The organism is Herbidospora yilanensis, from assembly GCF_001570565.1.
In the GTDB taxonomy this organism is placed as follows: Bacteria; Actinomycetota; Actinomycetes; order Streptosporangiales; family Streptosporangiaceae; genus Herbidospora; species Herbidospora yilanensis.
In genome coordinates this window covers 452,700-479,618 of record NZ_BBXE01000013.1, presented here as the reverse complement: position 1 = coordinate 479,618, position 26,919 = coordinate 452,700, and the positions used below count along the sequence as shown (strand labels likewise).

Here is a 26,919-nt window from a genome sequence, read left to right as displayed (position 1 = left end):
ATGGTGGTCCGCGTGCTCGACGCGGTGCTCGATCTGCTCGTCCCCCCTCGGTGCGCCGGTTGCGGCGGCCGGGGGGCCCTGGTCTGCGCGGGATGCGCCGCCGAACTGACCGCCCCGCCCCACCCCCACCTGCCCGAGGCGGCCCCCGAGGGCCTGCCCGAGTGCTGGGCCGCCGCCGGTTACGACGGGGTGGCGCGGCGGGTGCTGATCGCGTACAAGGAACGCGGCCGCACCGCCCTCGGCGCCGCGCTGGGCGCCTGCCTGGCCCGCGCCCTCGCCCGCCTGCCGCTGGGGGCCGGCCCGCTGGTGCTGGTCCCGGTGCCCAGCACCCGCCGGTCGAGACGGGCCAAAGGCCATGATCCGGTACGCCGCGTCGCCGAGGTCGCGGCGAGGCGACTGCGTGCCGGAGGCGTCCAGGTGACGGTCGCGCCGGTGTTGCGGCCCGCCCGGAAGGTCGCCGACCAGTCGGGCCTGACCTCCGCCCAGCGGGCCGCGAACCTGGCCGGGGCGTTCACCGCCAGAGCCGTGCCGAAGGGCCGGGTCGTGCTGGTCGACGACGTGGTCACCACCGGCGCGACGCTCGCCGAGGCGGCCCGCGCGCTGCGTGCGGCGGGCGCCGAGACCGCCTTCGCGGTCACCGTTGCGGCCACCCGAAAACGCGTGCCGATCATGCGACACGCCCGGCGGTCACAAATTCGTCGAGATCACTCTGGGTAAAGAAACAGTCAAATAACGACCTGGCCTCGGAGTGACAACCTGGTGGGGCCTATTGGGTGAACTCCCAGATCAGCGGAGCCGTGACCAGGTCGTCCGGTGCCCCGTCGCGCCCGCCTCAATCTCCCTATCGGCCCCGCATGCCCCGGGAAAAATCACCGAAAGTGATCCTTTGGCGTGGCTCGCGGCTGACATACGGCCGGTCAGCGACTAGCGTTCAGGACATGGCACCCGTTCGGGTCCGTGGTTGCGCCGGACCGAGTCCCCACGGGGGTTCGGCCTGGCTAGCCGATGCCAGCCGCAGGCGAAACGGTCCACGTAAGGCGACTCTTGGTCGACCGATCACGGTGCGGCTTAGAGGTAAGACCTGCCTTCCCAGGAATCCAGATGATTCTTGCCAGAAGAGAAGGGCAGTAGTGGCGTGGAGCTGCGAACCCCTCAGCAGGCGGATGTGGGGACGAAGACCAGGTCGGCCGAACGGGTGCTCCTTCATGTCAGTCGATAGGCGAAGGGGGCTTTTGCGTGGACATCATCGTCAAGGGACGGCACACCGGAGTGAGCGACCGTTTCCGTGATCACGTGACTTCCAAGCTGGCCAAGATCGAGCGACTGGACAACCGACTCATCCGGGTTGACGTAGAGGTCTCGCGAGAGAAGAACCCCAGGATGAGCGACCAGAGGGAGAGGGTGGAACTCACCATCCACTCCAAGGGCCCGGCGGTCCGGGCCGAGGCGGCGGCCGACGACCGTTTCGCCGCGCTCGAGATCGCTTTGAGCAAGCTGGAATCGCGGCTGCGCCGGCTGAGCGACCGCCGCAAGATCCACCACGGGAAGAACTGCCCTCCGTCGGTGGCCGAGTTCACGGCGACCCTGGCCGAGAACGGCGGCCTGGGCGAGCCGGTGGCGAAGCTGCCCGAGCCGGAACTGCTCCACGACGAGTACACCCCGCCGCAGAAGCCGGACAACGGCTACACCGAACCCATCATCCCGATAGAGCAGGACGGCGACGGCCCCCTCGTCGTCCGCGAGAAGTTCCACCAGTCCGACGCCATCACCATCGACCAGGCCCTGCTGGAGATGGAACTGGTCGGCCACGATTTCTTCCTGTTCCGTGACAAAGAATGCGGCCACCCGAGCGTCGTATATCGGCGTCGCGGATACGACTACGGCGTGTTGCGGCTCGTCGAGGGCTGAACCCGCGCCACCCCTTCCGACGTTTCCCAAGCGGGGCGCGGACGGCCGAAGCCGGTCGTGGCTCGCTTGGTGAACTGCCTCAGACAACAGAACGGCCATGCGCCCCGCCCGGTGCGGGGCGCATGGCCGTGCGAGATCCTCGCCAGTGCCGGAAGCCATGTCATGATGGCGATCCAGCTACCTGGCCCCCCGACGAGGAGGAGCTGTGAGTGACCGCAGCGTGCGAGACGACGCAAGCCGCCCCACCGGGCGCGGTGAGCCGATCCGTGTGCTGATCGTCGATGATCACTCGCTGATCCGCCGCAGCCTGGTGCTGGCCCTCCAGGCCGAGGCGGACATCGAGGTCGCCGGTGAGGCGAGCGACGGTCAGGAGGCCGTGGCGCTCGCCGAGAAGCTGCTGCCCGACGTCGTGCTGATGGACGTCCGGATGCCCAGACGCGACGGCATCGAGGCGACCAGGGCGATCAAGGAGAGCATGCCGACGACCCGCATCATCATGCTCACCGCCTCCGACGAGGAAGAGGACCTCTTCGAGGCCTTCAAGGCCGGCGCGACCGGCTACCTGCTGAAAGACGTCCAGATCGACGAGGTCCCCGACGCGGTCCGGGGTGTGCACAGCGGGCAGTCGTTCATCAACCCCGCCATGGCGACCAAACTGATCACCGAGTTCGCCAGCATCAGCCGCAAAGAGGCCGAGCGCCCGCCGCAGCTTCCGGTGCCCCGGCTGACCGATCGGGAGATGGAAGTGCTCCGGCTGGTGGCGAAGGGGATGAACAACCGCGAAATCGCGAAGGAACTCTTCATCTCCGAGAACACGGTCAAGAACCACGTCCGCAACATCCTGGAGAAGCTGCAACTCCACAGCCGCATGGAAGCGGTCGTCTACGCGGTCAGGGAACGCCTGCTCGAGATCACCTGATCTCTTCGATGCGCAGCCCCGTGCAGCCCACCCAGGTGGCCGCCTCCCGCAGGGCCTCTTCGACGGCGTCGAGCTTGTGCACGCCGGGCTCCAGGGTGATGCGCCGGGCGACCAGGGTGGCACCCTCGCGGGCCGGGTCGACCCGGGCGATCAGTCTGCCGCCGTGGAGGACCGGCATCGCGAAGTAGCCGTGCACGCGCTTCTCCTTCGGGACGTAGGCCTCCAGTCGGTGGGCCATGCCGAAGACGCGTTCCGCGCGGGCGCGTTCCCAGATCAGGGAGTCGAAGGGGCTGAGCAGGGTGGTGCGGTGGCGGCCTCTCGCCTCGCCCAGGGCCAGCGCCTCGGGGTCGGCCCAGGCGTTGGGGCCGCCCTTGCGGGCCGCCGGCCAGCCCGCCACGGTCACCGGCACCAGGCCGCTGGCGCCGCTGAGCAGGGCGTCGTCGAGCATCGCGGCGTGCTTGTCCCGCACCCTCGTGTAGTCGACCAGGTCGGCCCGGGTCGCCACGGCCAGCGCCCGGCCCCCGATCGCCGTCAGCCGGGTCACGCACTCTTCGTCGGTCAGGTCGATCTCACGGTGTTCGGCGGGGATCGCGCGTTCGGCCAGGTCGTAGACGCGGCGCCAGCCCTCCCGCCGCACGCAGACCACGTCGCCCACGTCGAGCAGGAACTCGATGGAGATCTTGGAGTCGGACCAGTCCCACCACGGTCCGCCCTTCTTGGCGCCGCCGATGTCTCCGGTGGTCAGGGGACCGTCTCGGCGTACACGATCGAGGATGTCGCCCACCGTGGCGGGCACCTCGTGCCAGCGGAACTTCCGTTCGCGGTAGGCGCGGCGGCGGAAGGCGTAGACCGGCCAGTGTTCGATGGGCAGGATGCAGGCGGCGTGGCACCAGTATTCGAAGGCCGACCCGCTCCAGTAGGCCTGCTCCACCGACGGGCGGCCGATCGCGCCCAGACGGGCATAGGCCACCAGCTCATGGGAGCGGGCCAGCACCGAGATCGTGTCGAGCTGCACGGCGCCCAGACGGCGCAACATGCCCGCGGGCCCGCCCTTGCGGCCCCCGGCGCCCAGGAACCCCTGGGCGCGCAGGATCAGCCGTCGTGCTTCATCGGCCGTGAGGTCCATCCGGCCGACTGTAGCCGGGCCCACTGACAAAGCGAGACGCGGCCGGACGAAGTCCGGTCGTGGCTCGCGCGTTGAATCTGCCTGATAGACGGGTTCAGTGCTCGAAGGGGCTGTGGTGTTCGCGGGCGTCCATCACGCGGGGGGCGTCGATCACGACGTCGGAGAAGACGTCGAAGACCAGGCACAGGATCGCGCCCACGGCCGACACGCCGACGCCGACCCAGACCATGGTCCAGTTGGAGGTGTCGGCGCCCAGGCCGGTGAGGCCCGCGCCGCTGATGATCGTGCCGATCAGGATCGTCGTCACCGCCACCCACGACTTCGCGCTGCCCGCGTGGCTTCCCTGGTGTGAGGTCTCTGCCATTCCGCCCTACCCGACTCGCGCCTTCCGTGTTCCCTGACTGGAACACCAGGCGGTCTCCCTACGTTTGACAGGGTTGAGCCTATCGACCCGGTCCCCCGGTCCGCCGCGCCGCTCCCCGTTGAAACTCGTGGTGGCTGTGTCTGGTGGTCGAACGGCCTACCATGGCACAGGGGAAGTGTGTCTCGTCCTCAGACCTGCGAGGAGCTTTACAAAAGTGGCAGCCATTCTCGACAAGATTCTCCGCGCCGGCGAAGGCAAGACGCTGCGGAAGTTGAAGCGTATCGCCGAGCAGGTCAACTCCATTGAAGAGGACTTCAAGAGCCTTTCCGACGAGGAGTTGCGGGCACAGACCCAGGAGTTCCGCGATCGCCACGCCGAGGGCGAGTCCCTCGACGACCTGCTGCCAGAGGCCTTCGCGGTGGTCCGTGAGGCGGCCCGCCGGGTGCTGGGCCAGCGCCACTTCGACGTCCAGATCATGGGCGGCGCCAACCTCCACATGGGGAACATCTCCGAGATGCGCACCGGTGAGGGCAAGACCCTCACCTGTACTCTCCCGGCCTACCTCAACGCGATCTCCGGCAAGGGCGTCCACGTCGTCACGGTCAACGACTACCTGGCCAAGCGCGACTCCGAGACCATGGGCCGCGTCCACCGCTTCCTCGGCCTCGAGGTCGGCTGCATTCTCGCCAACATGCCGTCCGACGAGCGCCGCCGGCAGTACGCCGCCGACATCACCTACGGCACCAACAACGAGTTCGGCTTCGACTACCTGCGCGACAACATGGCGTGGTCGATCGAGGAGCTCGTGCAGCGCGGCCACAACTTCGCCGTCGTCGACGAGGTCGACTCGATCCTGATCGACGAGGCCCGCACCCCGCTGATCATCTCCGGTCCCGGCGAGCAGTCCGGCAAGTGGTACTCCGAGTTCGCCAAGATCGTCCCCCGCCTCCGCAAGGGCGTCGAGGGCAAGGACGGCACCGAGAGCACCGGCGACTACGTCGTCGACGAGAAGAAGCGCACGGTCGGCATCCTCGAAGCCGGCGTCGAGAAGGTCGAAGACCTGCTGGGCATCGACAACCTCTACAAGCCCGAGCACACCCATCTCGTCCAGTTCCTCAACAACGCCCTCAAGGCGAAGGAACTGTTCAAGAAGGACAAGGACTACATCGTCGTCGACGGCGAGGTCCTGATCGTCGACGAGTTCACCGGCCGCGTCCTCCACGGCCGCCGCTACAACGAGGGCATGCACCAGGCCATCGAGGCCAAGGAGAGCGTGAAGATCAAGGACGAGAACCAGACTCTCGCCACGATCACCCTGCAGAACTACTTCCGCCTCTACACCACGCTGTCGGGCATGACCGGCACCGCGGCCACCGAGGCCAACGAGTTCCACCAGACCTACAAGCTGGGCGTCGTGCCGATCCCGACGAACCGGCCGATGGTCCGCAAAGACCAGTCCGACGTGGTCTACAAGACCGAAGACGCCAAGTTCATGGCGTGCGTCAACGACATCAAGGAGCGCTACGAGGCCGGTCAGCCGGTCCTCGTCGGCACCACCTCCGTCGAGAAGTCCGAGCGGCTGTCCCGCATGCTCAAGCACAAGGGCGTCCGCCACGAGGTCCTGAACGCGAAGAACCACGCGCGTGAGGCCGCGATCATCGCCGAGGCGGGCCGCAAGGGCGCCGTCACCGTCGCCACCAACATGGCCGGTCGAGGCACCGACATCATGCTCGGCGGCAACCCCGAGTTCCGCGCCGACCTCGAACTCCGCAGCCGCGGCCTCGACCCGGTCGAGACCGCCGAGGAATACGAGAAGGCCTGGGCCGAGGCGCTGGAGAAGGCGAAGGAAGCCGTCAAGGCCGAGCACGAAGAGGTGACCGCCCTCGGCGGCCTCTACGTCCTGGGCACCGAGCGCCACGAGTCCCGCCGCATCGACAACCAGCTCCGCGGCCGTTCCGGCCGTCAGGGCGACCCCGGCGAGTCGCGCTTCTACCTGTCGCTCGAAGACGACCTGATGCGCCTGTTCAACTCGGCCCGTGTCGAGATGATCATGACGCGGCTGAACATCCCCGAAGACCAGCCGATCGAGTCGGGCATCGTCTCCAAGGCCATCGCCTCGGCCCAGCACCAGGTCGAGCAGCAGAACTTCGAGATCCGCAAGAACGTCCTCAAGTACGACGAGGTCATGAACCGCCAGCGCAAGGTGATCTACGCCGAGCGCCAGAAGGTCCTTGAGGGCGCCGACCTCCACGACCAGGTCAACACCTTCATCGAAGACGTCGTCAGCGGCTACGTGAAGGGCGCCACCTCCGAGGGCTTCGCCGAAGAGTGGGACCTCGACAAGCTCTGGAACGCCTTCCGCCAGCTCTACCCGATCTCACTCAAGATCGACGACCTGGCCGAGGAGGCCGGTGGCCGTGAGGGCATCGACGCCGCCCTGCTCGAAGAGCGGGTCAAGGCCGACATCCTGGCCGCCTACCGCAAGCGTGAGGAGGAGTTCGGCGCCGAGGTCCTGCGCGACGCCGAGCGCCGCGTCATCCTCGACGTGCTCGACCGCAAGTGGCGCGAGCACCTCTACGAGATGGACTACCTCCAGGAGGGCATCGCCCTCCGCGCCTACGCCCAGCGCGACCCGCTGATCGAATACCAGCGCGAGGGCTACGACATGTTCGCCGCGATGCTTGAGGGCATCAAGGAGAACTCGGTCAACTTCCTGTTCCGCTACCAGCCCCCGCAGCCGGTCGAGGAGAGCCCGATCTCCTACGAGGCGGGCGCCCAGCCCAACGCGGCCGTCGCCGAGGCCGGCTCGATCATCGCCAACGCCCTCCGCCGCCCGCAGCCGCAGATGAGCTACTCCGGCCCCGGCGAAGACGGCGAGGTCGAGGTCCGCCGCTCGACCGCGGAACAGCGCGCCAACTACGGCAACGTCGAGCGCAACGCCCCGTGCCCCTGCGGCTCGGGCAAGAAGTTCAAGCGCTGCCACGGCGACCCGAAGAACGCGACCGCCTGACACCACCACGCCAAAGCCCTCTCCTTCGCCACGAAGGAGAGGGCTTTCGCCTGTACGACCTGAGCCCGCCTGCGCGGTCCGCCGCGTTCAGTGAGGCGGCTGGTGGTCGATCGCGTTGAGCCCATCTGCGTGGTCCGCCGCGTTTCGGTGAGGCGGCTGGTGGTCGATCGCGTTGAGCCCGTCTGCGTGGTCCGCCGCGTTTCGGTGAGGCGGCTGGTGGTCGATCGCGTTGAGCCCGTCTGCGTGGTCCGCCGCGTTCACCGACGCGGCCGGTAGTCGATCGCGAGAGAGCTCAAAGCCGGGCACTCGCGGCGGTTCCGGGGGAGGCCATCGGCTCCCGCGGTGTTTCAGCCGGCCCGAACCAGGCCGGCCGCCATGTGCCGGAGTCTGAGCTTGTGCGCCGGTTAAGCGGTGCTCCGCTGTGCGCCGGTGGAGTCGTCAGGTGGCGCACAGCGGCCCAGGGCCGGGTCAGGCCGTCTCGAACTCCGTCAGGATCCACTGGACGCCGCGGCGTTCCAGGCGGGCCGCCAGCACGCGGCTACGAGGCGTGCAACGGACCAGGGCGCACATCTCCACCGTGTCGTCGTTGGGGTGCTGGACGCGGGGCACGCCGACCCACGGCGGGCGGGTGCTGTCGATCATCTTCCCGGCGCGCAGGAGGCTCGCGTAGGCGGGGCCGCTCAGGCGGTTCTGGATCGTCTGCGGCGGGCGGCGTCCGGCCAGGATCTCGGCGAGCGCCTGAGCCAGGGCGCGCAGCCGCCGCTCGTCGAGGGCGGGCGCGGGGGCGGCTTCCGGCTCGGGGGCCAGCGCCAGGGAGCCGTGGGTCGGCGGGGCCGGGTGGCGCGGCCGGTGGGCCTCGGCCGGGGAGGACGCCGGCTCTTCGGCGTGGGGGAGGCGGGCGAGCGGGTGGACCTCCGCCAGGTGGGCGTACACGGGGTCGGGGGTGGGGATCGGGGCGAGCCGGGGGAGAGGCATCGAGGCTCCGTGGGAGTCGGTCGTTAGGGACACCTGATAGAGGTTTCGGGCGGAGCGCTCGGATACGCGACCGTAGGTTTCTCCTCTCATCGGGGTGGCCGGATCGGCATACATGCCGATAGAAGCGGCCAGGTTGGTATGGACCGCGGGGCGGTCCGGCCGGGGTCACTTCAACTGACAGTGCGAGTCCGGAAGCCGGGCTCAGGCCGTGGCGTCGAGGTCCGACTCGGGGTCCCGGCCCGGGGTCATGATGTTCAGGCGTCTGATCAGGAACGTGAAGACCGCGTAGTAGACGACGAAGTAGACGGCCCCGATGGCCATGATGAGCGCGAAGCCGTGGGTGTTGTCCTTGGTCGCGTTGAGGGCCGCGTCGATCGCGCCGCCCGAGAAGCCGAAGCCCAGCCGCCCGCCCAGCCCCGCCACCAGGGCCATCGACAACCCCGTGAGGAGGGCGTGCACCACGAACAGGATCGGCGCCACGAAGATGAAAGCGAACTCGATCGGTTCGGTGATGCCCGTCACGAACGACACCAGGGCGGCGGAGATCATGATGGAGCCGACCGCGTTGCGCCGGTGCGGGGGAGCGGCGCGCCAGATGGCGATGGCCGCCGCCGGGAGGCCGAACATCATCACGGGGAAGAAGCCCGCCATGAACGCCCCCGCGCCGTCCTGGCCGGCGAAGTAGCAGTTCAGGTCGCCTGCCGTGTGGACGCCGGCGACGGTGCACTCGGGCACGGTGAACCACACGATCGAGTTCACGAAGTGGTGCATGCCCAGCGGGATCAGGGCCCGGTTCACCACCCCGTAGATGCCGGCCCCGAGCGTCGAGTGGGTCGCCAGCCAGTCGCCGAACGACGACAGCGCCTGTCCGATCGGCGGCCAGACCAGGCCGAACAGCACGCCCAGCAGCAGCCCGGCCAGGGCGGTCAGGATGGGGACGAAGCGGCGTCCGCCGAAGAAGGCCAGCCACGGCGGCAGCTTGATCCGGTGGTAGCGCTGCCAGAGCAGACCGGCCACCAGGCCCATCAGGATGCCGCCGAGCACTCCGGTCGGGTTGGCGGCGGCCAGGTTGAGGGTCTCGGCGGGGGTTCCTCCGGTCACCACGGTCTGGGCGACGCGGGGGCGCAGGGAGGAGTCGAAGAACATCAGATGGGTGACCCGGTCCCAGACCAGGTAGCCCACCACGGCGGCCAGGGCGGTCGAGCCATCGGACTTCCGGGCGAAGCCGACGGCCACCCCGATCGCGAACAGCAGGGGCAGGGCGTCGAACAGCGCGCCGCCCGCTCCGCCGACGATCCGGGCGACCTTGTCGAGGGTCTCGTTCGTGGTGCGGCCGAGCAGATCGTCCTGGCCGACCCGGAGCAGGATCGCCGCGGCGGGCAGGGCCGCGATCGGGAGCATGAGGGAGCGCCCGATCCGCGACAACACGGTCATCGTGGCGGCCATCGTTCCTCCCGGGTCTCTAGGCCCGCCGTGGCTCCAGGAGTGTACGGAGCTGGTAGCGGTCGGCCCGGTAGGTCGACACGCCCAGCTCGGCGCAGACACCACCGGCGTAGGACCGGCGCGAGAGCAGCAGGACGGCTCCGCCGCGCGGGAGTTTCAGCAGGTCGGCGTCGCTCGGGTCGGCGATTCCGCCGTCGATGGTGAGTTCCCCGGCGTCGAGGATCAGACCGTATCGGGACTCCAGGAGCGCGTACAGGGATCGGCCGGAAAGGTCGTAGCTCTCCAGGTCGGGGGCGAGGGCCAGCGGGATGTGGGCACGTTCGATCGCCAGGGGCTCGCCGTCGGCGGTGCGGAGGCGTTCGATGAAGTGAACTTCGTCACCGGGGGCGATGCCGAGTTCCCGGGCCAGGTGGGCGCTGGCCCGGACCACCCGCCGGTCGAGGTCGCGGCTGCCGGGCTCCAGGCCGCGGGCGCGCATGTCGTCGCTGAACGAGGTGAGCTGGAGGGCCAGCTCGATCTTCGGGCGGGCGACGAAGGTGCCCTTCCCCGGTACACGATGCAGCCTGCCCTCACTGACCAGGTGATCCACCGCTTGGCGTACCGTCATGCGGGAGAGGCCGAAGCGCTGGCAGAGCTCCCGTTCCGACGGGATCGCCGCGCCGATGGGCAACTCGTTGCTCTCGATGAGGTCGAGGATGATCTCGCGGAGCTGGAAGTACTTCGGGACTGGGCTGTCGGGGTCGATCGTGGCGCCGGTCCCCCGGGCGTCGATGCCGGCCACTGTCGCCTCCCCTCTTCGCTTTGTTATGGTTCGTACTGGTCTAGTCCGGACTAGACCACACCGCCGAAATGTCTGTCAACGTACGGACCGATTACAGGATGGGCACGTGACGACGACGAAGATGCGCAGTGAGATCGCCGAACAGCCGGCCGCCCTGCGCGCCACGCTGGACGCCCTGCTCCCCCGAATCCCCGAAGTCACCTCTCTCGCCGGACAGACCCGCCACCTGCTGTTCATCGCCCGCGGCACCTCGGACAACGCCGCCGTCTACGGCCGTTATCTGATCGAGTCGCACGCCGGGCGCCTCGCGGCGCTGGCCGCGCCGTCGATCGCCACAACCTACCGCCGGAAGCTCGACCTCGACGGCGTGCTCGCCGTGGCCGTCTCGCAGTCGGGGCGGACCGAGGAGATCGTCGAGACGCTCGACTGGGCCCGCGACTGCGGCGCCAGGACCGTGGCCATCACCAACGGCGGCGAGCAGAGCCCGCTGGCCCAGGCGGCCGACCTCGCCCTGTGCACGGTCGCCGGTGAGGAGAAGGCGGTGCCGGCGACCAAGACGTACACGACCCAGCTCGCGGCCATGGCGGTGCTGGCGCTGGGCCTCGGCGCCGACGTGCACAAAGACGATCTGAAGAAGGCGCCCGACGCCGTCCAGAAGCTCATCGAGGACCCGGGCGACCTCGACGCCCTGGTCGAGGGGCTGGCCGACAAGCCGGGCGTGGTCGTGTCGGGGCGCGGGCTGGCCTTCTCGACCGCGCTCGAACTGGCGCTGAAGCTCAAGGAGGCCTGCTACCTGCACGCCATGGGCCTGTCCTACGCCGACCTGCTGCACGGGCCGATCGCGGTCGTCGACGCCGACACGCCGGCGATCCTGGTCGCCGCCGGCGAGGGGCCGACCCTGCCGGGCACGATCGCGCTGGCCGAGCGGGTGACCGGCGCGGGCGCGGCGGCCTACGGCGTCGGCGGCGGCCACGCGCTCGCGAGCGCCTCCACCGCCTCGCTCAACGGCCCTGACCTGCCCGAATGGGTGGCGCCGCTGGGGCTGATCGTGCCCGGCCAGCTTCTCACCGAGGCGCTGGCGCGCAGGCTCGGGTACGACCCCGACGCGCCCCGCGGCCTGAACAAGGTCACCCAGACCGACGAGTAGGGTTCCGGCCAGAGATCCAGAGGGAGGCGTCATGGCGGATGCGGCAAAGATCGTCGCGGCACTGGGCGGGCGGGCCAACATCATCGAGGTGGAGCCCTGCATCACCCGGCTCCGGACCGAGGTCCGGGACGCCTCCAAGGTCGACCATGACGTCCTCAAGAGGGCGGGCGCCCACGGCGTGATGGTCACCGGGAACGTCGTGCAGGTCGTCGTCGGGCCGGAGGCCGACACGATCGCCAGCGACATCGACGACCTGCTGGACTCCGCTTGACGACCGTCCTCTCTCCGGTGAACGGCCGCGCGGTCGGGCTTCCGGTCGTGCCCGACCCCGTGTTCTCACAGGCCATGGTGGGCCCGGGGGCGGCCGTCGACCCGGCGCGGGGGCCGCAAATCGCGGTCGCGCCGATCGCCGGGCGGCTGGTCAAGCTGCACCCGCACGCCTACATCGTCGTCGGCGACGACGGCCGGGGCGTGCTGACCCATCTCGGGGTCGACACCGTGAAACTGCGTGGTGTCGGCTTCGAGTTGCTGGCAGTCGAAGGCGACCTCGTCACAGCCGGGCAACCGGTCGTCGCCTGGCATCCGCATGCCGTCGACGAGGAGGGGTATTCGCCGGTCTGCCCGGTGATCGCCCTGGACGCCGGGCCGGAGAGCGTCTCCGGCGTGGCGAGCGGACCGGTCGAAGCGGGCGATCCTCTCTTCGACTGGCACTGACCCCGAACCGGGTGTTTGGATGAGTGGTCCGGACCGCCGGACCCGAAGGAGGCAGCGTGCCGCAACGAAGGCTCATCGTCGAGGCGGAGGTGGGCCTGCACGCCCGTCCGGCCGCCACGTTCGTGCAGACCGCGACCAGATCGCCGGCCACCGTGACCCTCGCCAAGGGCGACGGCGCGCCGGTCAACGCCAAGAGCATCCTGTCGGTGCTGGCCCTCGACGTGAAGAAGGGCGACGCCATCACCATCAGCACCGAAGGCGAGGGCGCCGACGAACTGCTCGACGAACTCGCCGCGATCGCCGGAGCGCCCTGATGGCCACCACGCTCAAGGGCTCCGGGGTCAGCCCCGGCACCGGCTACGCCGCCGCCCACCTGCTCGTCGGCTCGATCCCCGAGCCCCCCAAGGGCGCCGGCCACGACGGCGACGCCGCGGCCGAGAAGGCCCGCGTGCAGGCCGCGCTCGAAGAGGTGGCCGCCGACCTGGAGGCCCGCGGCGAGCGCGCCGGGGGAGAGGCCGCCGAGGTGTTGTCGGCCCAGGCGATGATGGCCCGCGACCCCGGCCTGGCCGACGGCGTCGACGAACTGGTCGACGCGGGGCTCTCCGGTGAGAGGGCCGTGTACGAGGCCTTCGGCGCCTACCGCGACCTGCTGGCCGCCGCCGGGGGATACCTGGGGGAGCGCGTCGCCGACCTCGACGACATCCGCGACCGCGCCATCGCCCGGCTGACCGGGGCGCCGATGCCCGGGGTGCCGGTCGACGCGGCGGAGCCGTACATCCTGGTGGCCCGCGACCTGGCCCCCGCCGACACCGCGCTGCTCGACCGGAACCTGGTCGCCGCCTTCGTCACCGAAGACGGCGGGCCGACCAGTCACACCGCGATCCTGGCCCGCGCGATGGGCGTGCCGGCCGTGGTCGGCTGCGCGGGCGCGACCGCGCTCGTGCAGGGCACGCCGCTGCTGGTCGACGGCGCGACCGGTGAGGTCGTCATCGAGCCGGAGCCCGCCGCCGCGCAGGCGGCCGTCGCGACCGCGCGGGCCCGCGCCGAGGCGCTGTCGGGCACGACCGGGCCCGGCGCCACCGCCGACGGGCACCCCGTTCCGCTGCTCGCCAACGTCGGCGGCCCGAAAGACCTCGAAGCGGCGCTGGCCAACGGCGCCGAGGGCGTCGGCCTCTACCGCACCGAGTTCCTCTTCCTCGACCGCGCCGACGCCCCCTCAGAAGAGGAGCAGCAGGCCGCCTACCGGGCCGTCTTCGAGGCGTTCCCCGGCGGCAAGGTCGTGGTCCGCACTCTCGACGCGGGCGCCGACAAGCCGCTCGCGTTCCTACCGCCGCCCGGCGAGGAGCCCAACCCGGCCCTCGGCGAACGCGGCCTGCGCATGTTCCGCCGTTACCCCGACATGATGGCCGCCCAGCTCGGCGCGCTGGCCCGCGCCGCCGAGGGCACCGAGGCGATCCCCTGTGTCATGGCCCCGATGGTGGCGACCGTCGCCGAGGCGGCCTGGTTCGCCGACGCCTGCCACGCGGCCGGGCTGGAGACCGCAGGCATCATGATCGAGGTGCCGTCTGCCGCGCTGCGCGCCCGCGACCTGGCCCGGGTGGTCGACTTCTTCTCGATCGGCACCAACGACCTCACCCAGTACGCCATGGCCGCCGACCGCCAGGTCGCTGGCGTCTCCGACCTCCAGGACCCCTGGCACCCGGCGGTGCTCGACCTGATCGCGATGGCCGCCGAGGCGGCGGGCGCGGCCGGCCGGAGCTGCGGTGTGTGCGGCGAGGCCGGCGCCGATCCGGCGCTGGCCTGTGTGCTGGTCGGCATGGGGGTCACGTCGTTGTCGATGGGCGCCCCGGCGCTGCCGTGGGTGCGCGCGTCGCTGGCCCGGCACACCCTTGACCAGTGCCGCGCGGCGGCCGACGCCGCCCGAGCCGCACCGGGCGCGTCCGAGGCGAAGGAGGCGGCCCGCGCCTGCCTGACCGGCCTCGATGATCTGGGGCTCTAGCCGCTACGGTGTCTGGCGTGTCCCTCCACAGGGCGCTGCTCGGCGCCGGTCTGCTCGTCGTGGTGGCGGGGTGTTCGAGCACCCCGCCACGCACCGCTCTCCCCAGTTCCCCGACGACCGCGGTCGTCGCCCCGCCCCCTGAACCCAGCCCGTCGCCGTCTCCGACCGGAGATCCGACCGCCGAGCTGACGGTCGAGGAGAAGGTCGGCCAGCTCCTCATGCCGGTGCTCTACGGCTCGTCGGCCCGGGCGGCCCACCAGGAGAACCTGGCCCGCTACGGCGTCGGCAGCCCGGCCGAGGTGATCCAGAAATACCACCTGGGCGGCGTGATCCTGTTCCCCGGCACGGGCAACATCGAGAGCGCCCGGCAGGTCGCCACGTTCACCGCCGGGCTCCGCGCGGCGGCCAGGAAGGTGCCGCTGCTGATCGGCGTCGACCAGGAGAACGGCATCGTCTCCCGGCTCAAGGGCATCGTCACCGAGATCCCCGGCGCCTCGGTGATCGGCCAGACCGGCGACCTGCGCAACGCCCGCGACGCGGCCCGGGTCACCGCCGAGGAGCTCAACGCGCTCGGCATCTCGCTCGACTTCGCGCCGGTCGCCGACGTGAACGTCAACCCGAACAACCCGGTCATCGGGCCCCGCGCCTACGGGAACGATCCGGAGGAGGTCGCCGACATGGTCGGCGCGGCCGTGCAGGGCTTCCGCGACGGCGGGGTCGCCGCGACGGTGAAGCACTTCCCGGGCCACGGCGACACCAACGTCGACAGCCACACCTCGCTGCCGGTCATCGACCACACCCGCGAGGAGTGGGAGAAGCTCGACGCGCCGCCCTTCAAGGAGGCCATCGCCAACGACGTCGACGCCGTCATGAGCGCCCACATCGTGATGCCCGCGCTCGACCCGTCGGGCGACCCGGCCACGTTGTCGAAGAAGATCCTCACCGGGGTGCTGCGCGGCGAACTCGGCTTCGACGGCGTGGTGTTCACCGACGCGCTGAACATGGACGGCGTCCGCAAGAAGTACGGCGACGGCGAGGTGGCCGTCCGGGCGATCCTGGCCGGGGCCGACATCCTGCTCATGCCGCCCGACTTCGACGCGGCCCGCGACGCCGTCCTGGCGGCGGTGGAGTCGGGCCGCATCAGCGCGACCCGGCTGAACCAATCGGTCGGGCGCATCCTGCACCTCAAGCGGGAGTTCCGCCTCGACAGCCCGCGCACCTTCCCCACCCCGGCCGAGGCCGTGAAGCTCATGAAGACCAGCGAGCACCGGGCGGTGGCCCGGCGGATCAGCAGTGCCACGAAATGACTACCCTTTGACCACATGACGGTCAAAGGAGTGCTAATCGACTGGGCCGGAGTGCTCACCACGAGCATGGCCGAGTCCATCAACACGTGGCTGGTCGGCGACAACATCGACGCCGACCACTACCGCGACGTCATGCGCGGCCTCATCACGGCGGCGTACGGCGGCGGCGCCGAGAACCCGATCCACACGCTGGAGCGCGGCGAGATCACCGCGCTGGCCTTCGAGATGGGCCTGGCCGCCGAGCTGCGCACGCTCGACGGGGTCCCGCCGGTCGCCGAGGGGCTGCTGACCCGCATGTTCGCCGGCTTCCTGCCGGTCGAGGCGATGTTCGTGATGCTCCGCCGGGCCCGCGAGGCCGGATACAAGACCTGCCTGGTGTCGAACTCGTGGGGCAACGAGTACGACCGCACCGGCTGGGACGAGGCGTTCGACGCCGTCGTCATCTCGGGCGAGGTCGGCATGCGCAAGCCCGAGCCGCGCATCTTCGCCCACGCCGTCGGCCTGGTCGGGCTCGAACCGACGGAGTGCGTCTTCATCGACGACATCGAGGGCAACATCGTCGCCGCCCGGGAACTGGGCTTCACCGGCATCCTGCACACCCACGCCGACTCGACCATCGCCGAACTGGAGACGCTGCTGAAGGTGCCGCTGCGCGCCCTTCCGTGACTTCCTGGCACACTCGTCGCATGCGTGTCTACCTTCCGTGCACGCTCTCCGCGCTGGCCCGCACGGCCGCCGCGGGTGAGCTGGGCCCCGCGCCGCTGACCGGGTTCGCCGTGACGCCCGCACTCGTGGAGTGGTACGTCTCCGGCGACACCGAGGAGCTCGAATACGTGGCCCTCACGGAGGCGGCCCGCGCGTCGTTGCGGATGATCGCGGCCGACCTGGCCGACGGCGTGACCGCCCCCGCCCGCCGGGTGGTGATCGCGGCCGACGTGCCCGACGCCGACGTCCAGGTCAGCCCCGACGTCGCCGAGCGCGGCCGGGTCAGGCTCGGCGCGCCGGTCCCGATGCGGCTGATCCAGGCCGCCCACGTCGACGAGGAGTCGGCGGTGCCCGACGTCGAGGCCGCCGCGCTGGCGCTGAAGGCGGCCGACGCCGGCGACGACGACGCCCAGTTCACCGTCGACGGCGCCGAGGCCCATGAACTGCTCTGGTACGCCACCCAGGAGATCCCCGACGTCCTTGGATAATCTGAGGCTCTTATGACACACATCGTCTGGGACTGGAACGGCACCCTCTTTCACGACTCCGACGCCGTCGTGAGCGCCACCAACGAGATCTTCCGCCCCTACGGGCTCGCCCCCATCGACCTCGACGGGTTCCGCAGCGTCTACTGCCGCCCGATCTGGGTCGCCTACGAGCGCATCATCGGCCGCGCCCTCGAAGAGGGCGAGTGGGAGCTGCTCGACAAGGGCTTCCACGACCACTACCACCAGCTCATGGAGGCCTGCCTGCTGGCCGAGGGCGCGGTGGCCAGCCTCACCGCCTGGGGCGACTCGGGCCGCAGCCAGTCGCTGTTGTCGATGTGGCAGCACGAACGGCTGGTGCCCAAGATCGCCGAGTTCGGCATCGACCACCACTTCACCCGGGTCGACGGCCTGCGCCCGTCGGGCCGCGCCGACCACAAGGCCGACCACATGGAGGCCCACGTCAGGGCCCTCGACCTCGACCCGGCCACGGTCGTGGTGATCGGCGACAGCGTCGACGACGGCGTCGCGGCGCAGCACGTCGGCGCCCGCGCCGTCCTCTACACCGGCGGCATGACCAGCCGCGCCGAACTCGCCGCGCTGGGCTTCCCGGTCGTCGACTCGCTCTCAGACGCAATGGATCTGATCTGACCCGATACGGGGCAGAGGGCCTTACCCTGGGCGAAGTCCCTTTTTATGAGGCAGATTCACGACGCCCGGAGGCAACCATCGACCGCCGACTCGTCCTCTGGAACATCGACCTGACCCTGGTCGACGTCACGATCGTCACCCGGGACGCCTACGCCGAGGCGTTCCGCGCGGTCACCGGGCGTCCGCTCGTGAAGCTGGCGCCCGCGATGGGACGGCCCGACTCGGAGATCATCTTCGAGACCCTGGCGATCAACGGCATCGCGGTCGACGACAACCACCTGCCGAGGTTCATCGAGGCCCTGGCCCGGTCGTTCGGCGACCGGCGCAAGCGGCTGGCCAAGGAGGGCCGGGCGATGCCCGGCGCGAAAGACGCCCTGCACGCCGTCTCGCGCCTCGACGGCACGGTCCAGTCGGTGCTGACCGGGACGATCAAGTCGAACGCCGTCCACAAGCTGATGGCCTTCGGCCTGAACAAGTACGTCGACTTCGAGATCGGCGGCTACGGCGAGGAGGTCTACCCGAAGGCCAGCCTCCTCCAGGTCGCCCAGGGGCGGGCGAAGGAGAAGTACCGCGCCCCCTTCGAGGCCGTGCTGATCGGCGACTCGACCCGTGACGTGCAGGCCGCCCGGATCGCCGGGGCGGCGATGATCGCGGTCGCGTCGGGCCGGTCGACGGCCGCCGAGCTCGCCGAGGCGGGGGCCGACATCGTGCTGCCCGACCTGTCGAACGCCTCCGAGGTGGTCGCCGCGGTGGCCCGGCTGACCGACCGTTATGTGGGGGGCCGACAGTGACATCCCCCTGACCTCGCAGCAGGATGGGGCCATGGTGAGTGAAGGCGACGTGCTCTGGGCCCCATCGGCCGAGGTCATCCGGGATGCCCGGATCACCCGTTTCCAGGAGGCGGTCGGCCGGCCCGGCCCCTACGACGGGTTGTGGTCGTGGTCGGTGGAGGAACCCGCCGCTTTCTGGACCGCCGTCTGGGATTACTTCGGCGTCGTGGGGGACCGCGCGAATGGCCCGGTCATTTCCGGAAATATGCCCCAAACGCGGTGGTTTGCCGGTAGTGCCATTAATTACGCGGAAAACGCGCTGAAAGGCCCGCCAGACCGCCTTGCGGTTATATTTCGGGATGAAACGGGCGAGCGGCGGACGTACACACTCGGGGAGTTGCGCGACGAAGTCGCGAAAGCGCGGGCCGGGCTCATCCGGCTCGGGGTGGGGACGGGCGACCGGGTCGCCGGATACCTGCCGAACATCCCCGAGGCGCTGATCGTGTTCCTGGCCACCGCGTCGCTGGGGGCGATCTGGTCGTCGTGCTCGCCCGACTTCGGGGCGCCGGCGATCATCGACCGGTTCACCCAGATCGAGCCGAAGGTCCTGATCGCGGTCGACGGCTACACCTACAACGGCAGATACTTCGACCGGACCGACGTGGTCGCCGACATCGCCTCGCGGCTGCCCTCGCTCAACGCGACCGTCCGGGTCGCCGAGTGGGACTCCTTCACCCGGCCCGGCGACCTGGCCTTCGACCGGGTGCCCTTCGACCACCCGCTCTGGGTGCTCTACTCCTCCGGCACGACCGGGCTGCCCAAGCCGATCGTCCACGGCCACGGCGGCATCGTCGTGGAACACCTGAAGTCGCTCACCTTCCACCAGGACCTCGGCGAGGGCGACCGGTTCTTCTGGTACACCACCACCGGCTGGATGATGTGGAACTACCTCATCGGCGGCCTGCTGGTCGGCGCGACGGTCGTCCTGTACGACGGCTCGGCCGCCCACCCCTCGACCGGCGCCCTCTGGGACCTCGTCGCCGAAGAGGGCGTGACCTACTTCGGCACCGGCGCCCCCTACATCGTCGCCTCGATGAAGGCCGGCCTGAAGCCCGCCGGGCTCGGGGCGCTGAAGGGCGTGGGCTCGACCGGCTCACCCCTCCCGCCCGAGGGCTTCGCCTGGATCTACGCCGACGTGTCGGACGACGTCCAGCTCGGCTCGTTCTCCGGCGGCACCGACGTCTGCACCGGCTTCGTCGGCGCGGTCAGGACGCTGCCGGTCCGCGCGGGTGTCATCCCGTGCCGTTCGCTGGGCGCGCGGGTCGAGGCGTTCGACCCGTCGGGGCACCCCGTCACCGACGAGGTGGGCGAGCTCGTCATCACCGCGCCGATGCCCTCGATGCCGGTCATGTTCTGGAACGACCCCGACGGCCGCCGCTACCGGGAGTCGTACTTCGAGGAGTATCCCGGCGTCTGGCGGCACGGCGACTGGATCAAGATCCTGCCCGACGGCGGCAGCGTCATCTACGGCCGCTCCGACTCGACCCTCAACCGGGGCGGGGTGCGGATGGGCACCAGCGAGTTCTACCGCGTGGTCGAGCGCTTCGACGCCGTCGCCGACAGCCTCGTCATCGACACCGGCCGGCTCGGCCAGGAGGGCCGCCTGCTGCTCTACATCGCCCTCGCCGACGGACGCGACCTCGACGAGACCCTCGTCAAGGAGCTGAAGACGGCCCTGCGCACCGAGTTGTCGCCGCGCCACGTGCCCGACGAGATCGCGGCCGTGCCGGGGATCCCGCGCACCCTGTCGGGCAAGAAGCTCGAAGTGCCGGTGCGGAAGATCCTCCAGGGTGTGCCGGTCGAGCAGGCCGCCAACCCCGACGCGATGGCCAACCCCGAGGTGCTGGCGTTCTTCAGACCCCTTGCGGGTGCCTGAAGAAGCCGGTCGGGTCGTAGACCTTCTTCACGGCCGCCAGCCGGGCGGCGTTGGGGCCGTAGTACTGATCCTTGTAGTCCTTCAGGGCTATATCGGGATAGTTAACGTAGGCGTGCCGCCCGAGCCGCGGCGTCATCGAATCGCGGGCCGAGCGGACCCAGGCGCTTGCGCCGTCGAAGTGGGCGTAGTACTGGAGGCTGAACAACGCCTTCCGGTGCGGGAACGCGGTCGCGCCGGGGGCCACCCGGCCGACCGCCCCGCCCAGCGCGTCGATCAGGACGGTGTGCCGCCCGGCCCGGCCCACTTGGGCGATGAGCGCCCTGATGGTCGCGTCGCTCATCTCCGTGTACGCGAAATGGGAACTGGCGCTGAACCGGTCGCGCGGCCCCGTGTGGCAGGCCTCCAGAGTCGAGCACCCGGCCATGAAATACATCGCCTGGAGATAACCCATCGACTTGACCGTCCGTGTCGACGCCGGGAAACCCGTCAAGAGGGCCTCACAACGCGATCTGGAGCCCAAATAAAGCCCGGTGACGGAAACGGATCGCCCCGGGTCCTGGGAGAGGTGCAGATTCGACCAGAGCGCGTCGGGCGCCGCGGGCGCCCATTTCTGCCACTTCTTCACCACCGCGAACGCCTGCGACCACGGCCACCGCATCGTGAACACGGTGACGTCCTGGACGGGGTGGGTCTGGTACGTGAACGAGGTGGCGATGCCGAAGTTGCCGCCGCCGCCTCCCCGCAGCGCCCAGAACAGGTCCGGGTGGTTGTTCGCCGAGGCCGTGATCAGCCTTCCGTCGGCGGTGACCAGCGACACGGCCTTCAGCACGTCGATCGTCAGCCCGTGGCGGCGGGCGACGACCCCGATCCCGCCGCCCAGCGTCAGGCCGGCCACCCCGACCGTCGGGCACGAGCCCGCGGGGATGCTGACGCCGCTCTTCCCCAACTGGGAGTAGACGTCGATGAGCTTGGCCCCCGACCCGACCGTCGCCAGGCCGCCGGTGAGCTTCACGGCTCTGAGCTGGGAGACGTCCACGATCAGGCCTGAGCCGGTCGACCAGCCGGCGTAGGAATGGCCCCCGGATCTCGGATGCACCACCAGGCCGTTGCGGCGGGCGAACCCGACGCAGGCCGCCACGTCGGCGGCGGTGGCGCAGTAGGCGACGGCCCGGGGGGCCGCGTTGTCGAAGGCCACGTTGAAGACCCGTTTGGCGGTGGCGTAGGAGGGGTCGCCGGGCCGTACGAGACGGCCCTTCAACGTCCGGTCCAGCGCGCGCCAGTCGGGCGCCCCGCCCGCGAACGGCGCGAGCGCCGCCGCGGACAGGAATTCACGACGATCCACTGCAAATCACTCCCCGAGGGTTGGTACTACCTCGTGAGACGACCGCTTGGATAACAAAACGATTACTTGCGGGAGTCGACTCGGAGAGCCAGCGCCGGGCACATCTCGACCGCCCGCTGCGCCTCGCTCTTGGCCCATGCCGGAACCGGCGCGTCCATGAACACCGGGAAGCCGTGGTGGTCGAGTTTCACCAGGTCGGGCATGAGGTGGGCGCACAGTCCGTGGCCCTGGCAGCGGGTCCAGTCGACCACCAGCCGCACGTCGCTGGCCTCGGTGATCGGCATCGGCAGGGTGTTCTGCACGCCCCGGCCGCACGAGCCGTTGATGATGTGCTCGTCGACGTCCTCGGCGAAGGCCTCCAGCGCCGAGAGCACGAACCGGGTCGTCCCGTCGGGGTGGAAGCACGCGCCCCGGCCCTTCACCGCCGTGGCGGCCGATTTCACCAGGTCGTGGGCCTGCGGGTCGCCCATGGTGAGCTCCGACAGGGCCCGCGCGAGCGCCGGCAGGCCGATGCGGCACGGGCCGCACTGCCCCGACGACTGCTGGGCGAGATAGGCGGCGACCCGGACCGTCTCCCCGAGGGGACACGTGTCCGGGCCCAGCGGCACGATGATGCCCGCGCCGAGCTCACCGCCCGCCTGCTGCATGCCCCGGCGCGACACGATCGCGCCGTAGGCGTCGGCCGCGCTGAGCCACTTGCCGTGGTAGCCGCCGATGAGCACGCCGTCGCCGACGTCCGCCTCGCACATGTCGAGCACCTGGGCCAGCGGCACCCCGGGCGTGACCTCCACGACCGAGGGCGCCTTCACCGACCCGCTCACGCTGAGCAGGGTCGTGCCGGGCTCCTGCACGGTGCCGACGGAGCCGTACTCCTCCGGGCCCAGCTCGGCCAGCAGCGCGAGCTGGGCGAACGTCTCGGTGTTCGACAACAGGGTGGGCAGTCCGCGCACCCCGGCGTCGCTGGTCCGGACCTTCCGCCCGGACGGCTGGCCCAGCTCGCCGTTCACCGCCCGGACGAGGGACCCGCCCTCGCCCGAGATGAACCGCTCCTGGATGCCGGCCACCCGGACGTACCCGATGAGCCCGCGCTCGGCCACGGCCGCGCGCATCGAGCCCTCCGCCAGCTCACCCGCGGGGGTGGCGATGACCACCTCCTTGGCGTCCAGCGCACTGGCCGCCAGCAGCGCGCCCTCCAGCACGAGGTGCGGCTTGCGGGTGAGCAGCATCTTGTCCTTCATGCTGGCCGGCTCGCCTTCGGCGGCGTTGACCAGCACGACGGTGTCGGAGTTGCGCGCGTTGGCCTGGACGGCCCTGAGCTTGCGCGCGAACGGGAAGGCCGCCCCACCGCGTCCCCGCAGGTCGACCTCTTCCGCCAGCGAGATCAGTGAGTCGACGGATTGGCCGTCGAGTTTGCCGTGGATCTCGTAGTGAGTGTCGAGGTCCATCCGGCGGTGCTCGTCGAGGCCGGCGGTGAGCCGGGCCGGACCGAGCCTGCGGATCTTGGAGACGCGGTAGGGAATCATGTCTTAGACAACCCTCCTTAGCTTCTGGGGCTGGGCGGCCTGCTCGCGCTCGGCCAGCCTGGTCGTCTTCCGCTTGGCGTCCTCCTGCGGCATCGGCAGCTCCTCCATCTCGTCCCGCATGGTCGTCTTCGGCCGGAGCGAGACGATCGCGCGGATCATGAGGGCGGTGCCGACGGCGACGATGCAGAGGATGTAGCTCCACGCCACCCAGGGCGCGGGGGCACGTCCGGCCGCCAGGCCGTGCAGGATCGAGACGGGCCAGGCCAGATAGGCCAGGTCGTGCAGGCCACGCCAGATCCAGGGGTGGACGGCCATGGCGAACCGGCCGCGCATCACCCCGGTGGCGACGATCACGATGAACAGGTCCGACGCCACGGCGCCGGCCCCGACCGCCAGGTTGGTGGTGGGAATCACCGACCCGTACGACGGCACCAGCCCCGCCGCGATCTTCATGCCGATGTGGACGACCAGGAAGCCGACCCCGATCAGGGCGGCGCCCCGGTGCACGAGTTGTGCCCGGACACGCCACCTGATCGGCAGGATCATGCGCTCGGACGTGAGCAGCCCGAGTCCGACGGTCGCGGTGAGCGCCACGAGCGAGAAGACGCCCGCGTAGAACGTGAGGAACTCCTGCGCCATCAGCAGGACCTGCGTGCTCAGGCCCAGACGGGCGCCGAGCAGGGATCCGGCCATGATGGTGAACGCGAGAGAGCCCAGGACGATCCGAACGCCTCGTTTCTGGAGATCGAAACGTTCGGATCGCCGATGAGCCCGCCTTTTTGACACTGATTCCTCCGGTCAGGGGGGATACCGAGGGCTCTGGGGCCGCCCGTCAGCAGCGGCGATTACGGTTGATGCACTGCACCATGAAGTTCATGAGGTTGTTGGGCATGACGTTGTGGAAGTCGGCGTGGTCGGTGATCGGGCTGTGCTTCTGCTCCGGGAACGCGTCCACGGCGAAGCTGGCGCCCTGCGGAACCGCGTAGGCCAGGGTCATGCGGAGCTGGGGGACGGCCCGGGTGCCCTGGGGGCAGCGGCCGCTCTGGTCGGGGAACACGATGTGCGTCCGGTGGTTGGCGCTGTCGGTGTTCTGACCGTCCCAGCAACTCGGGAAGTCCAGGATGCGCATCACGAGGCTGCCTCTCGGACAGATCGGATACTTGTCGGTGGCCCGGTTCTGGAAGCCGGAGCAGGTCCACTGCGCCCGCGCGTTGGCGGGGCCGTTGGTGGCCGCCTTGGCGTCACCGGTGATCACGCGCAGGAAGCGGGGCATCGCGACGACCCGGCTGAACCGGTTGCCGCGGAACTGGAGCTGGACCGCACGGGGGGTCAGGATCTGGCCGACGTTGCCGTCCGCGAAGCCGCCGATCTCCGAACCGTCCTGGCCGGGGCGCGGGGGCTGGCCGGTCTGGCCGGGCTGGGGCTGCTGGCCGCCGTTGTTCCCGCCGTTGTTGTTTCCTCCGTTGTCGCCGCGGTTGCCGAAGCGGCTCTGGTTCTGCGGCTGGGGCTGCTGCCTGCTGAAGGTCTGCGCCTGCGCCGCGCCGTTGCCGGCGTTCGCTGCGGGCTGCTGACCCTGGTCGGCCTGGCCGGTGTTCCCCGCCTGGTCATTGACGGGCTGGTCGCCTTGCTGCGCAGCCTGGTCATTGACGGCTTGATCGTTGGGAGCGGCCTGGTCGCCCTGCTGTTGCTGCTGAGGCTGGGCGGAGGGGTCCTGTTGCTGCTGGTTCGGGTCCTGCTGCTGGTTGGGATCCTGCTGCTGCTGGTTCGGGTCCTGCTGTTGCTGCTGATTGGGGTCCTGCTGCTGTTGCTGCCGCTGGTTGTCCTGGTTGTTGTTCTGGCCCTGCAGCCTCAGGTCCGGCCGGAGGCGGAGGATGGGCCAGAAGTAGGCGGACCGGTCGCCGTTGCGGCAGGTCGTGCCGCCCGCGGCCAGCGACTGGTCGGTGGAGAACCCGTTGGTGGTGACGTTGCCCACGTAGTCGTGGACGTGGTGCGCGCCGTTCGTCACACCCGGCGCGACGATGTGGTTGTCGGAGTTGCGATGCCCTCTCTCGTTGCGGCCACACTGCGAGGTGAACGAGCCGCCACCTGCGACGACGCCGTTGGCGCGGCCGACGCGGCGGATGTCGACGAAGTCGCTCAGGGCCGGGCCGAGTGCGTCGCACTCGGCGCCGCCGATGCGTGGGTCGCAGGCCGCGAAGGCCGGCGTGGGGAAGCTCGGCAGGATCAGGGACCCGGCCAGCAGAGCTCCCGCCATGGCGAGGGCGCGTTTACGCATGTTCTTCTGTTCCTCCTGGTTAGACCGGCGGGACCGGGAGCGCGGAGTAGTCCACCAGGCCGGTCTCCTCAAGCACACGCATGTGCTTCATGACGACCACGTTGGCCTCCGCGGCGAAGGCGCGGATCCTCTCGTTACGCGTCCCCGCGCGGATCGCGGCGACCGTGGCGAAGACCTTGCCGTGCGCGGCCCGCAGCCGGTCGGCGAAGATCTGGTCGAACTGGGCGCCGGTCGCGTTCGACATCTCACCCAGCCAGCGCTGCTGGTCGGGGTTGGGTTCGTTCGGGAGCGGCACGCCCAGTGCGGAGGCCTCCGCGCGGACCGCCTCGTCGAGCTTGGCGTGGTCGACCATCAGGTGGTTGCCCGCGATCTTGACCTTCTCGTTGGTCGAGCGCTCCTGCGCCCAGCGGCCGGCGGGGATCTCCCAGAGCCCCGCCCAGCGCACCTTCACGAGGAAGTCCCTGTCGGCGGGGCTCAACGGGCCCCACCGCGTCGAAGTGAAACCCTGCTGCGCCGTCGCCTGCTCCTGAGGCACGACGACGATGACGGCGACGGCCGCCGCGAACAGGAAAACCGCGAAGACCACGAGTTCCCCGAACCGGAACCGCATGGCGCCTCCTCTCTTTCGGGGGGAGGTACGCGGCCTTGGTACGGATGGTTCAGGAATAGTTAGAAATGACGAGAGTTGTCAGAGTTGTGTACAGGTCACAAAGGCTGATGCAAATATGTGGCCTGTGCGCCGACAACTCGACAGCCGGTTCGAGCGTCTGGACCCCGAAACAGGCCCTGATTGGGATGATCGTCTGATCAGGGAGCTCTATAACGAGTTCGGTGGTCCGTTGCTCCGTCAGGTCAGGCAGACGACCGGCAACGACCTTCAGTGGGCGGAGGACGTCGTTCAGGAGACGTTGCTTCGTGCCTGGCGTAACGCGGCGAAACTGACATGGGAGAGAGGCCTGCTCTGGGCATGGCTCCTCACCGTCTCTCGCCGCATCGTGATCGACGGCCGCCGCCGCCGCGGTGTCCGTCCTCGGGAGGTGGAGCCACCCGAGGCGGACAGCATCGCGGTGCCCGACGACGCCGACAAGACCCTGGCGGCCATCGTCGTCGCCGACGCCTTGCGCGGCCTCAGCGCCGATCACCGAGAAGTTATCGAACAGACATACTTACGGGACCGTACGGTTAACGAGGCAGCAGCGATACTGGGGATACCTCCGGGTACTGTGAAATCGAGGCTGTACTACGCTCTGCGTTCCCTCCGCGGGGTCCTGAAGGAGAGGGGAGTGGCCAGCTGATGTCCGAGTCGTCACACCTTGAAGTGGCGGCCTACGCCCTCGGGGTGCTTGACGACGGCGACGTCGAGGCCTTCGAACGCCACCTCGACGCGTGTGAGCGGTGCCGGCAGGAGCTCAAGACCATGTCCGAGCTCCCCGGGCTGCTCGATGGAGTGAAGTCCTCATCGGAGCGAGCCAACTAATCCGCGTGACGTGACACCGCAACCGTCAGACCACGAGTTTGACGGCTGCGGTGTTTTCGGCT

The 26,919-nt window shown here is 69.9% G+C and carries 27 protein-coding genes; 17 read left to right on the top strand and 10 right to left on the bottom strand.

Annotation, left to right across the window (positions count from 1 at the left end; translation table 11 throughout):
* From AW273_RS02300 to AW273_RS02290, 3 genes are all read left to right on the top strand, one after another.
* Positions 1-717: a ComF family protein gene (locus AW273_RS02300; protein WP_198167967.1), complete on the top strand. Its 717-nt coding sequence runs from the start codon at positions 1-3 to the stop codon at positions 715-717.
* Between the two features lie 519 nt (positions 718-1,236).
* Positions 1,237-1,908: a ribosome hibernation-promoting factor, HPF/YfiA family gene (gene hpf / locus AW273_RS02295; RefSeq protein ID WP_062344667.1), complete on the top strand. Its 672-nt coding sequence runs from the start codon at positions 1,237-1,239 to the stop codon at positions 1,906-1,908.
* A gap of 205 nt (positions 1,909-2,113) precedes the next feature.
* Positions 2,114-2,827 carry a response regulator gene (locus tag AW273_RS02290; RefSeq protein ID WP_062344665.1) on the top strand — a complete coding sequence of 238 codons (714 nt, stop codon included), beginning with the start codon at positions 2,114-2,116 and terminating at the stop codon, positions 2,825-2,827.
* Here AW273_RS02290 and AW273_RS02285 read toward each other — a convergent pair.
* Together AW273_RS02285 and AW273_RS02280 are read right to left on the bottom strand one after the other, a co-directional pair.
* Positions 2,820-3,953, bottom strand: a complete 1,134-nt coding sequence (locus tag AW273_RS02285; RefSeq protein ID WP_062344662.1) for a winged helix-turn-helix domain-containing protein — start codon at positions 3,951-3,953, stop codon at positions 2,820-2,822. The two genes, AW273_RS02290 and AW273_RS02285, sit on opposite strands and share 8 nt — an antisense overlap.
* 94 nt (positions 3,954-4,047) lie before the next feature.
* On the bottom strand, positions 4,048-4,317 hold the full coding sequence (locus AW273_RS02280) for a hypothetical protein (RefSeq protein ID WP_062344661.1): 270 nt from the start codon (positions 4,315-4,317) through the stop codon (positions 4,048-4,050).
* Between the two features lie 214 nt (positions 4,318-4,531).
* Between AW273_RS02280 and secA the strand changes: the two genes are divergently transcribed.
* Positions 4,532-7,327, top strand: coding sequence for a preprotein translocase subunit SecA (gene secA / locus AW273_RS02275; protein WP_062344659.1), 2,796 nt, complete (start codon positions 4,532-4,534; stop codon positions 7,325-7,327).
* A gap of 468 nt (positions 7,328-7,795) precedes the next feature.
* Here secA and AW273_RS02270 read toward each other — a convergent pair whose 3' ends face one another.
* From AW273_RS02270 to AW273_RS02260, 3 genes are all read right to left on the bottom strand, one after another.
* On the bottom strand, positions 7,796-8,302 hold the full coding sequence (locus tag AW273_RS02270) for an Rv3235 family protein (RefSeq protein WP_062344657.1): 507 nt from the start codon (positions 8,300-8,302) through the stop codon (positions 7,796-7,798).
* Positions 8,303-8,503: 201 nt separating this feature from the next.
* Positions 8,504-9,748, bottom strand: a complete 1,245-nt coding sequence (locus AW273_RS02265; protein ID WP_062344655.1) for a PTS transporter subunit EIIC — start codon at positions 9,746-9,748, stop codon at positions 8,504-8,506.
* A gap of 16 nt (positions 9,749-9,764) precedes the next feature.
* Positions 9,765-10,526, bottom strand: coding sequence for a GntR family transcriptional regulator (locus AW273_RS02260; RefSeq protein WP_231515337.1), 762 nt, complete (start codon positions 10,524-10,526; stop codon positions 9,765-9,767).
* A gap of 121 nt (positions 10,527-10,647) precedes the next feature.
* On the opposite strand from AW273_RS02260, the gene AW273_RS02255 reads away from it, so the two are divergent.
* From AW273_RS02255 to AW273_RS02205, 11 genes are all read left to right on the top strand, one after another.
* Complete coding sequence (locus tag AW273_RS02255; RefSeq protein ID WP_062345387.1) at positions 10,648-11,673, top strand: SIS domain-containing protein; 1,026 nt, start codon at positions 10,648-10,650, stop codon at positions 11,671-11,673.
* A gap of 31 nt (positions 11,674-11,704) precedes the next feature.
* The gene (locus AW273_RS02250) at positions 11,705-11,944 is read left to right on the top strand and encodes a PTS sugar transporter subunit IIB (RefSeq protein ID WP_062344653.1); all 240 of its coding nucleotides are present in this window, start codon (positions 11,705-11,707) and stop codon (positions 11,942-11,944) included.
* Positions 11,941-12,387: a PTS sugar transporter subunit IIA gene (locus AW273_RS02245; RefSeq protein ID WP_062344651.1), complete on the top strand. Its 447-nt coding sequence runs from the start codon at positions 11,941-11,943 to the stop codon at positions 12,385-12,387. The genes AW273_RS02250 and AW273_RS02245 overlap by 4 nt, the downstream gene beginning before the upstream one ends.
* Positions 12,388-12,443: 56 nt before the next feature.
* Positions 12,444-12,701 carry an HPr family phosphocarrier protein gene (locus tag AW273_RS02240; RefSeq protein ID WP_062344649.1) on the top strand — a complete coding sequence of 86 codons (258 nt, stop codon included), beginning with the start codon at positions 12,444-12,446 and terminating at the stop codon, positions 12,699-12,701.
* Entirely contained in the window at positions 12,701-14,386 is a 1,686-nt protein-coding gene (gene ptsP / locus AW273_RS02235; protein WP_062344647.1) for a phosphoenolpyruvate--protein phosphotransferase, read from the top strand. The genes AW273_RS02240 and ptsP overlap by 1 nt, the downstream gene beginning before the upstream one ends.
* 17 nt (positions 14,387-14,403) lie before the next feature.
* On the top strand, positions 14,404-15,693 hold the full coding sequence (nagZ, locus tag AW273_RS02230; RefSeq protein ID WP_232327024.1) for a beta-N-acetylhexosaminidase: 1,290 nt from the start codon (positions 14,404-14,406) through the stop codon (positions 15,691-15,693).
* 15 nt (positions 15,694-15,708) lie between these two features.
* A complete protein-coding gene (locus AW273_RS02225) occupies positions 15,709-16,359 on the top strand; it encodes an HAD family hydrolase (protein ID WP_062344645.1) in 651 nt (216 codons plus the stop codon).
* 20 nt (positions 16,360-16,379) lie between these two features.
* Entirely contained in the window at positions 16,380-16,886 is a 507-nt protein-coding gene (locus AW273_RS02220; RefSeq protein WP_030451232.1) for a DUF6912 family protein, read from the top strand.
* A gap of 12 nt (positions 16,887-16,898) precedes the next feature.
* Positions 16,899-17,534 (top strand): HAD family hydrolase, encoded by a 636-nt coding sequence (locus tag AW273_RS02215; protein ID WP_062344643.1) that lies wholly within the window; start codon positions 16,899-16,901, stop codon positions 17,532-17,534.
* Positions 17,535-17,611: 77 nt separating this feature from the next.
* Positions 17,612-18,325, top strand: a complete 714-nt coding sequence (locus tag AW273_RS02210) for an HAD family hydrolase (protein WP_157555557.1) — start codon at positions 17,612-17,614, stop codon at positions 18,323-18,325.
* A 31-nt stretch (positions 18,326-18,356) separates the two neighbouring features.
* Positions 18,357-20,240, top strand: a complete 1,884-nt coding sequence (locus tag AW273_RS02205) for an acetoacetate--CoA ligase (RefSeq protein ID WP_062344641.1) — start codon at positions 18,357-18,359, stop codon at positions 20,238-20,240.
* Here AW273_RS02205 and AW273_RS02200 read toward each other — a convergent pair.
* The 5 genes from AW273_RS02200 to AW273_RS02180 form a co-directional block, all read right to left on the bottom strand.
* The gene (locus AW273_RS02200) at positions 20,218-21,582 is read right to left on the bottom strand and encodes an FAD-binding oxidoreductase (protein WP_062344639.1); all 1,365 of its coding nucleotides are present in this window, start codon (positions 21,580-21,582) and stop codon (positions 20,218-20,220) included. The genes AW273_RS02205 and AW273_RS02200 overlap by 23 nt on opposite strands.
* Positions 21,583-21,644: 62 nt before the next feature.
* Positions 21,645-23,105 (bottom strand): NADH-quinone oxidoreductase subunit NuoF family protein, encoded by a 1,461-nt coding sequence (locus AW273_RS02195; protein ID WP_062344637.1) that lies wholly within the window; start codon positions 23,103-23,105, stop codon positions 21,645-21,647.
* 3 nt (positions 23,106-23,108) lie between these two features.
* Entirely contained in the window at positions 23,109-23,798 is a 690-nt protein-coding gene (locus tag AW273_RS02190; protein WP_062344635.1) for a hypothetical protein, read from the bottom strand.
* Positions 23,799-23,937: 139 nt separating this feature from the next.
* Positions 23,938-25,380, bottom strand: a complete 1,443-nt coding sequence (locus tag AW273_RS02185; protein ID WP_083949439.1) for a DUF1996 domain-containing protein — start codon at positions 25,378-25,380, stop codon at positions 23,938-23,940.
* A 19-nt stretch (positions 25,381-25,399) separates the two neighbouring features.
* Complete coding sequence (locus AW273_RS02180) at positions 25,400-25,990, bottom strand: DUF4142 domain-containing protein (RefSeq protein ID WP_062344632.1); 591 nt, start codon at positions 25,988-25,990, stop codon at positions 25,400-25,402.
* Between the two features lie 124 nt (positions 25,991-26,114).
* Between AW273_RS02180 and AW273_RS02175 the strand changes: the two genes are divergently transcribed.
* Positions 26,115-26,675, top strand: coding sequence for a sigma-70 family RNA polymerase sigma factor (locus AW273_RS02175; protein WP_232327022.1), 561 nt, complete (start codon positions 26,115-26,117; stop codon positions 26,673-26,675).
* Positions 26,675-26,857, top strand: coding sequence for a zf-HC2 domain-containing protein (locus tag AW273_RS02170; protein ID WP_062344630.1), 183 nt, complete (start codon positions 26,675-26,677; stop codon positions 26,855-26,857). Before AW273_RS02175 ends, AW273_RS02170 begins: the two co-directional genes overlap by 1 nt.
* The last annotated feature ends 62 nt before the right edge of the window (positions 26,858-26,919 follow it).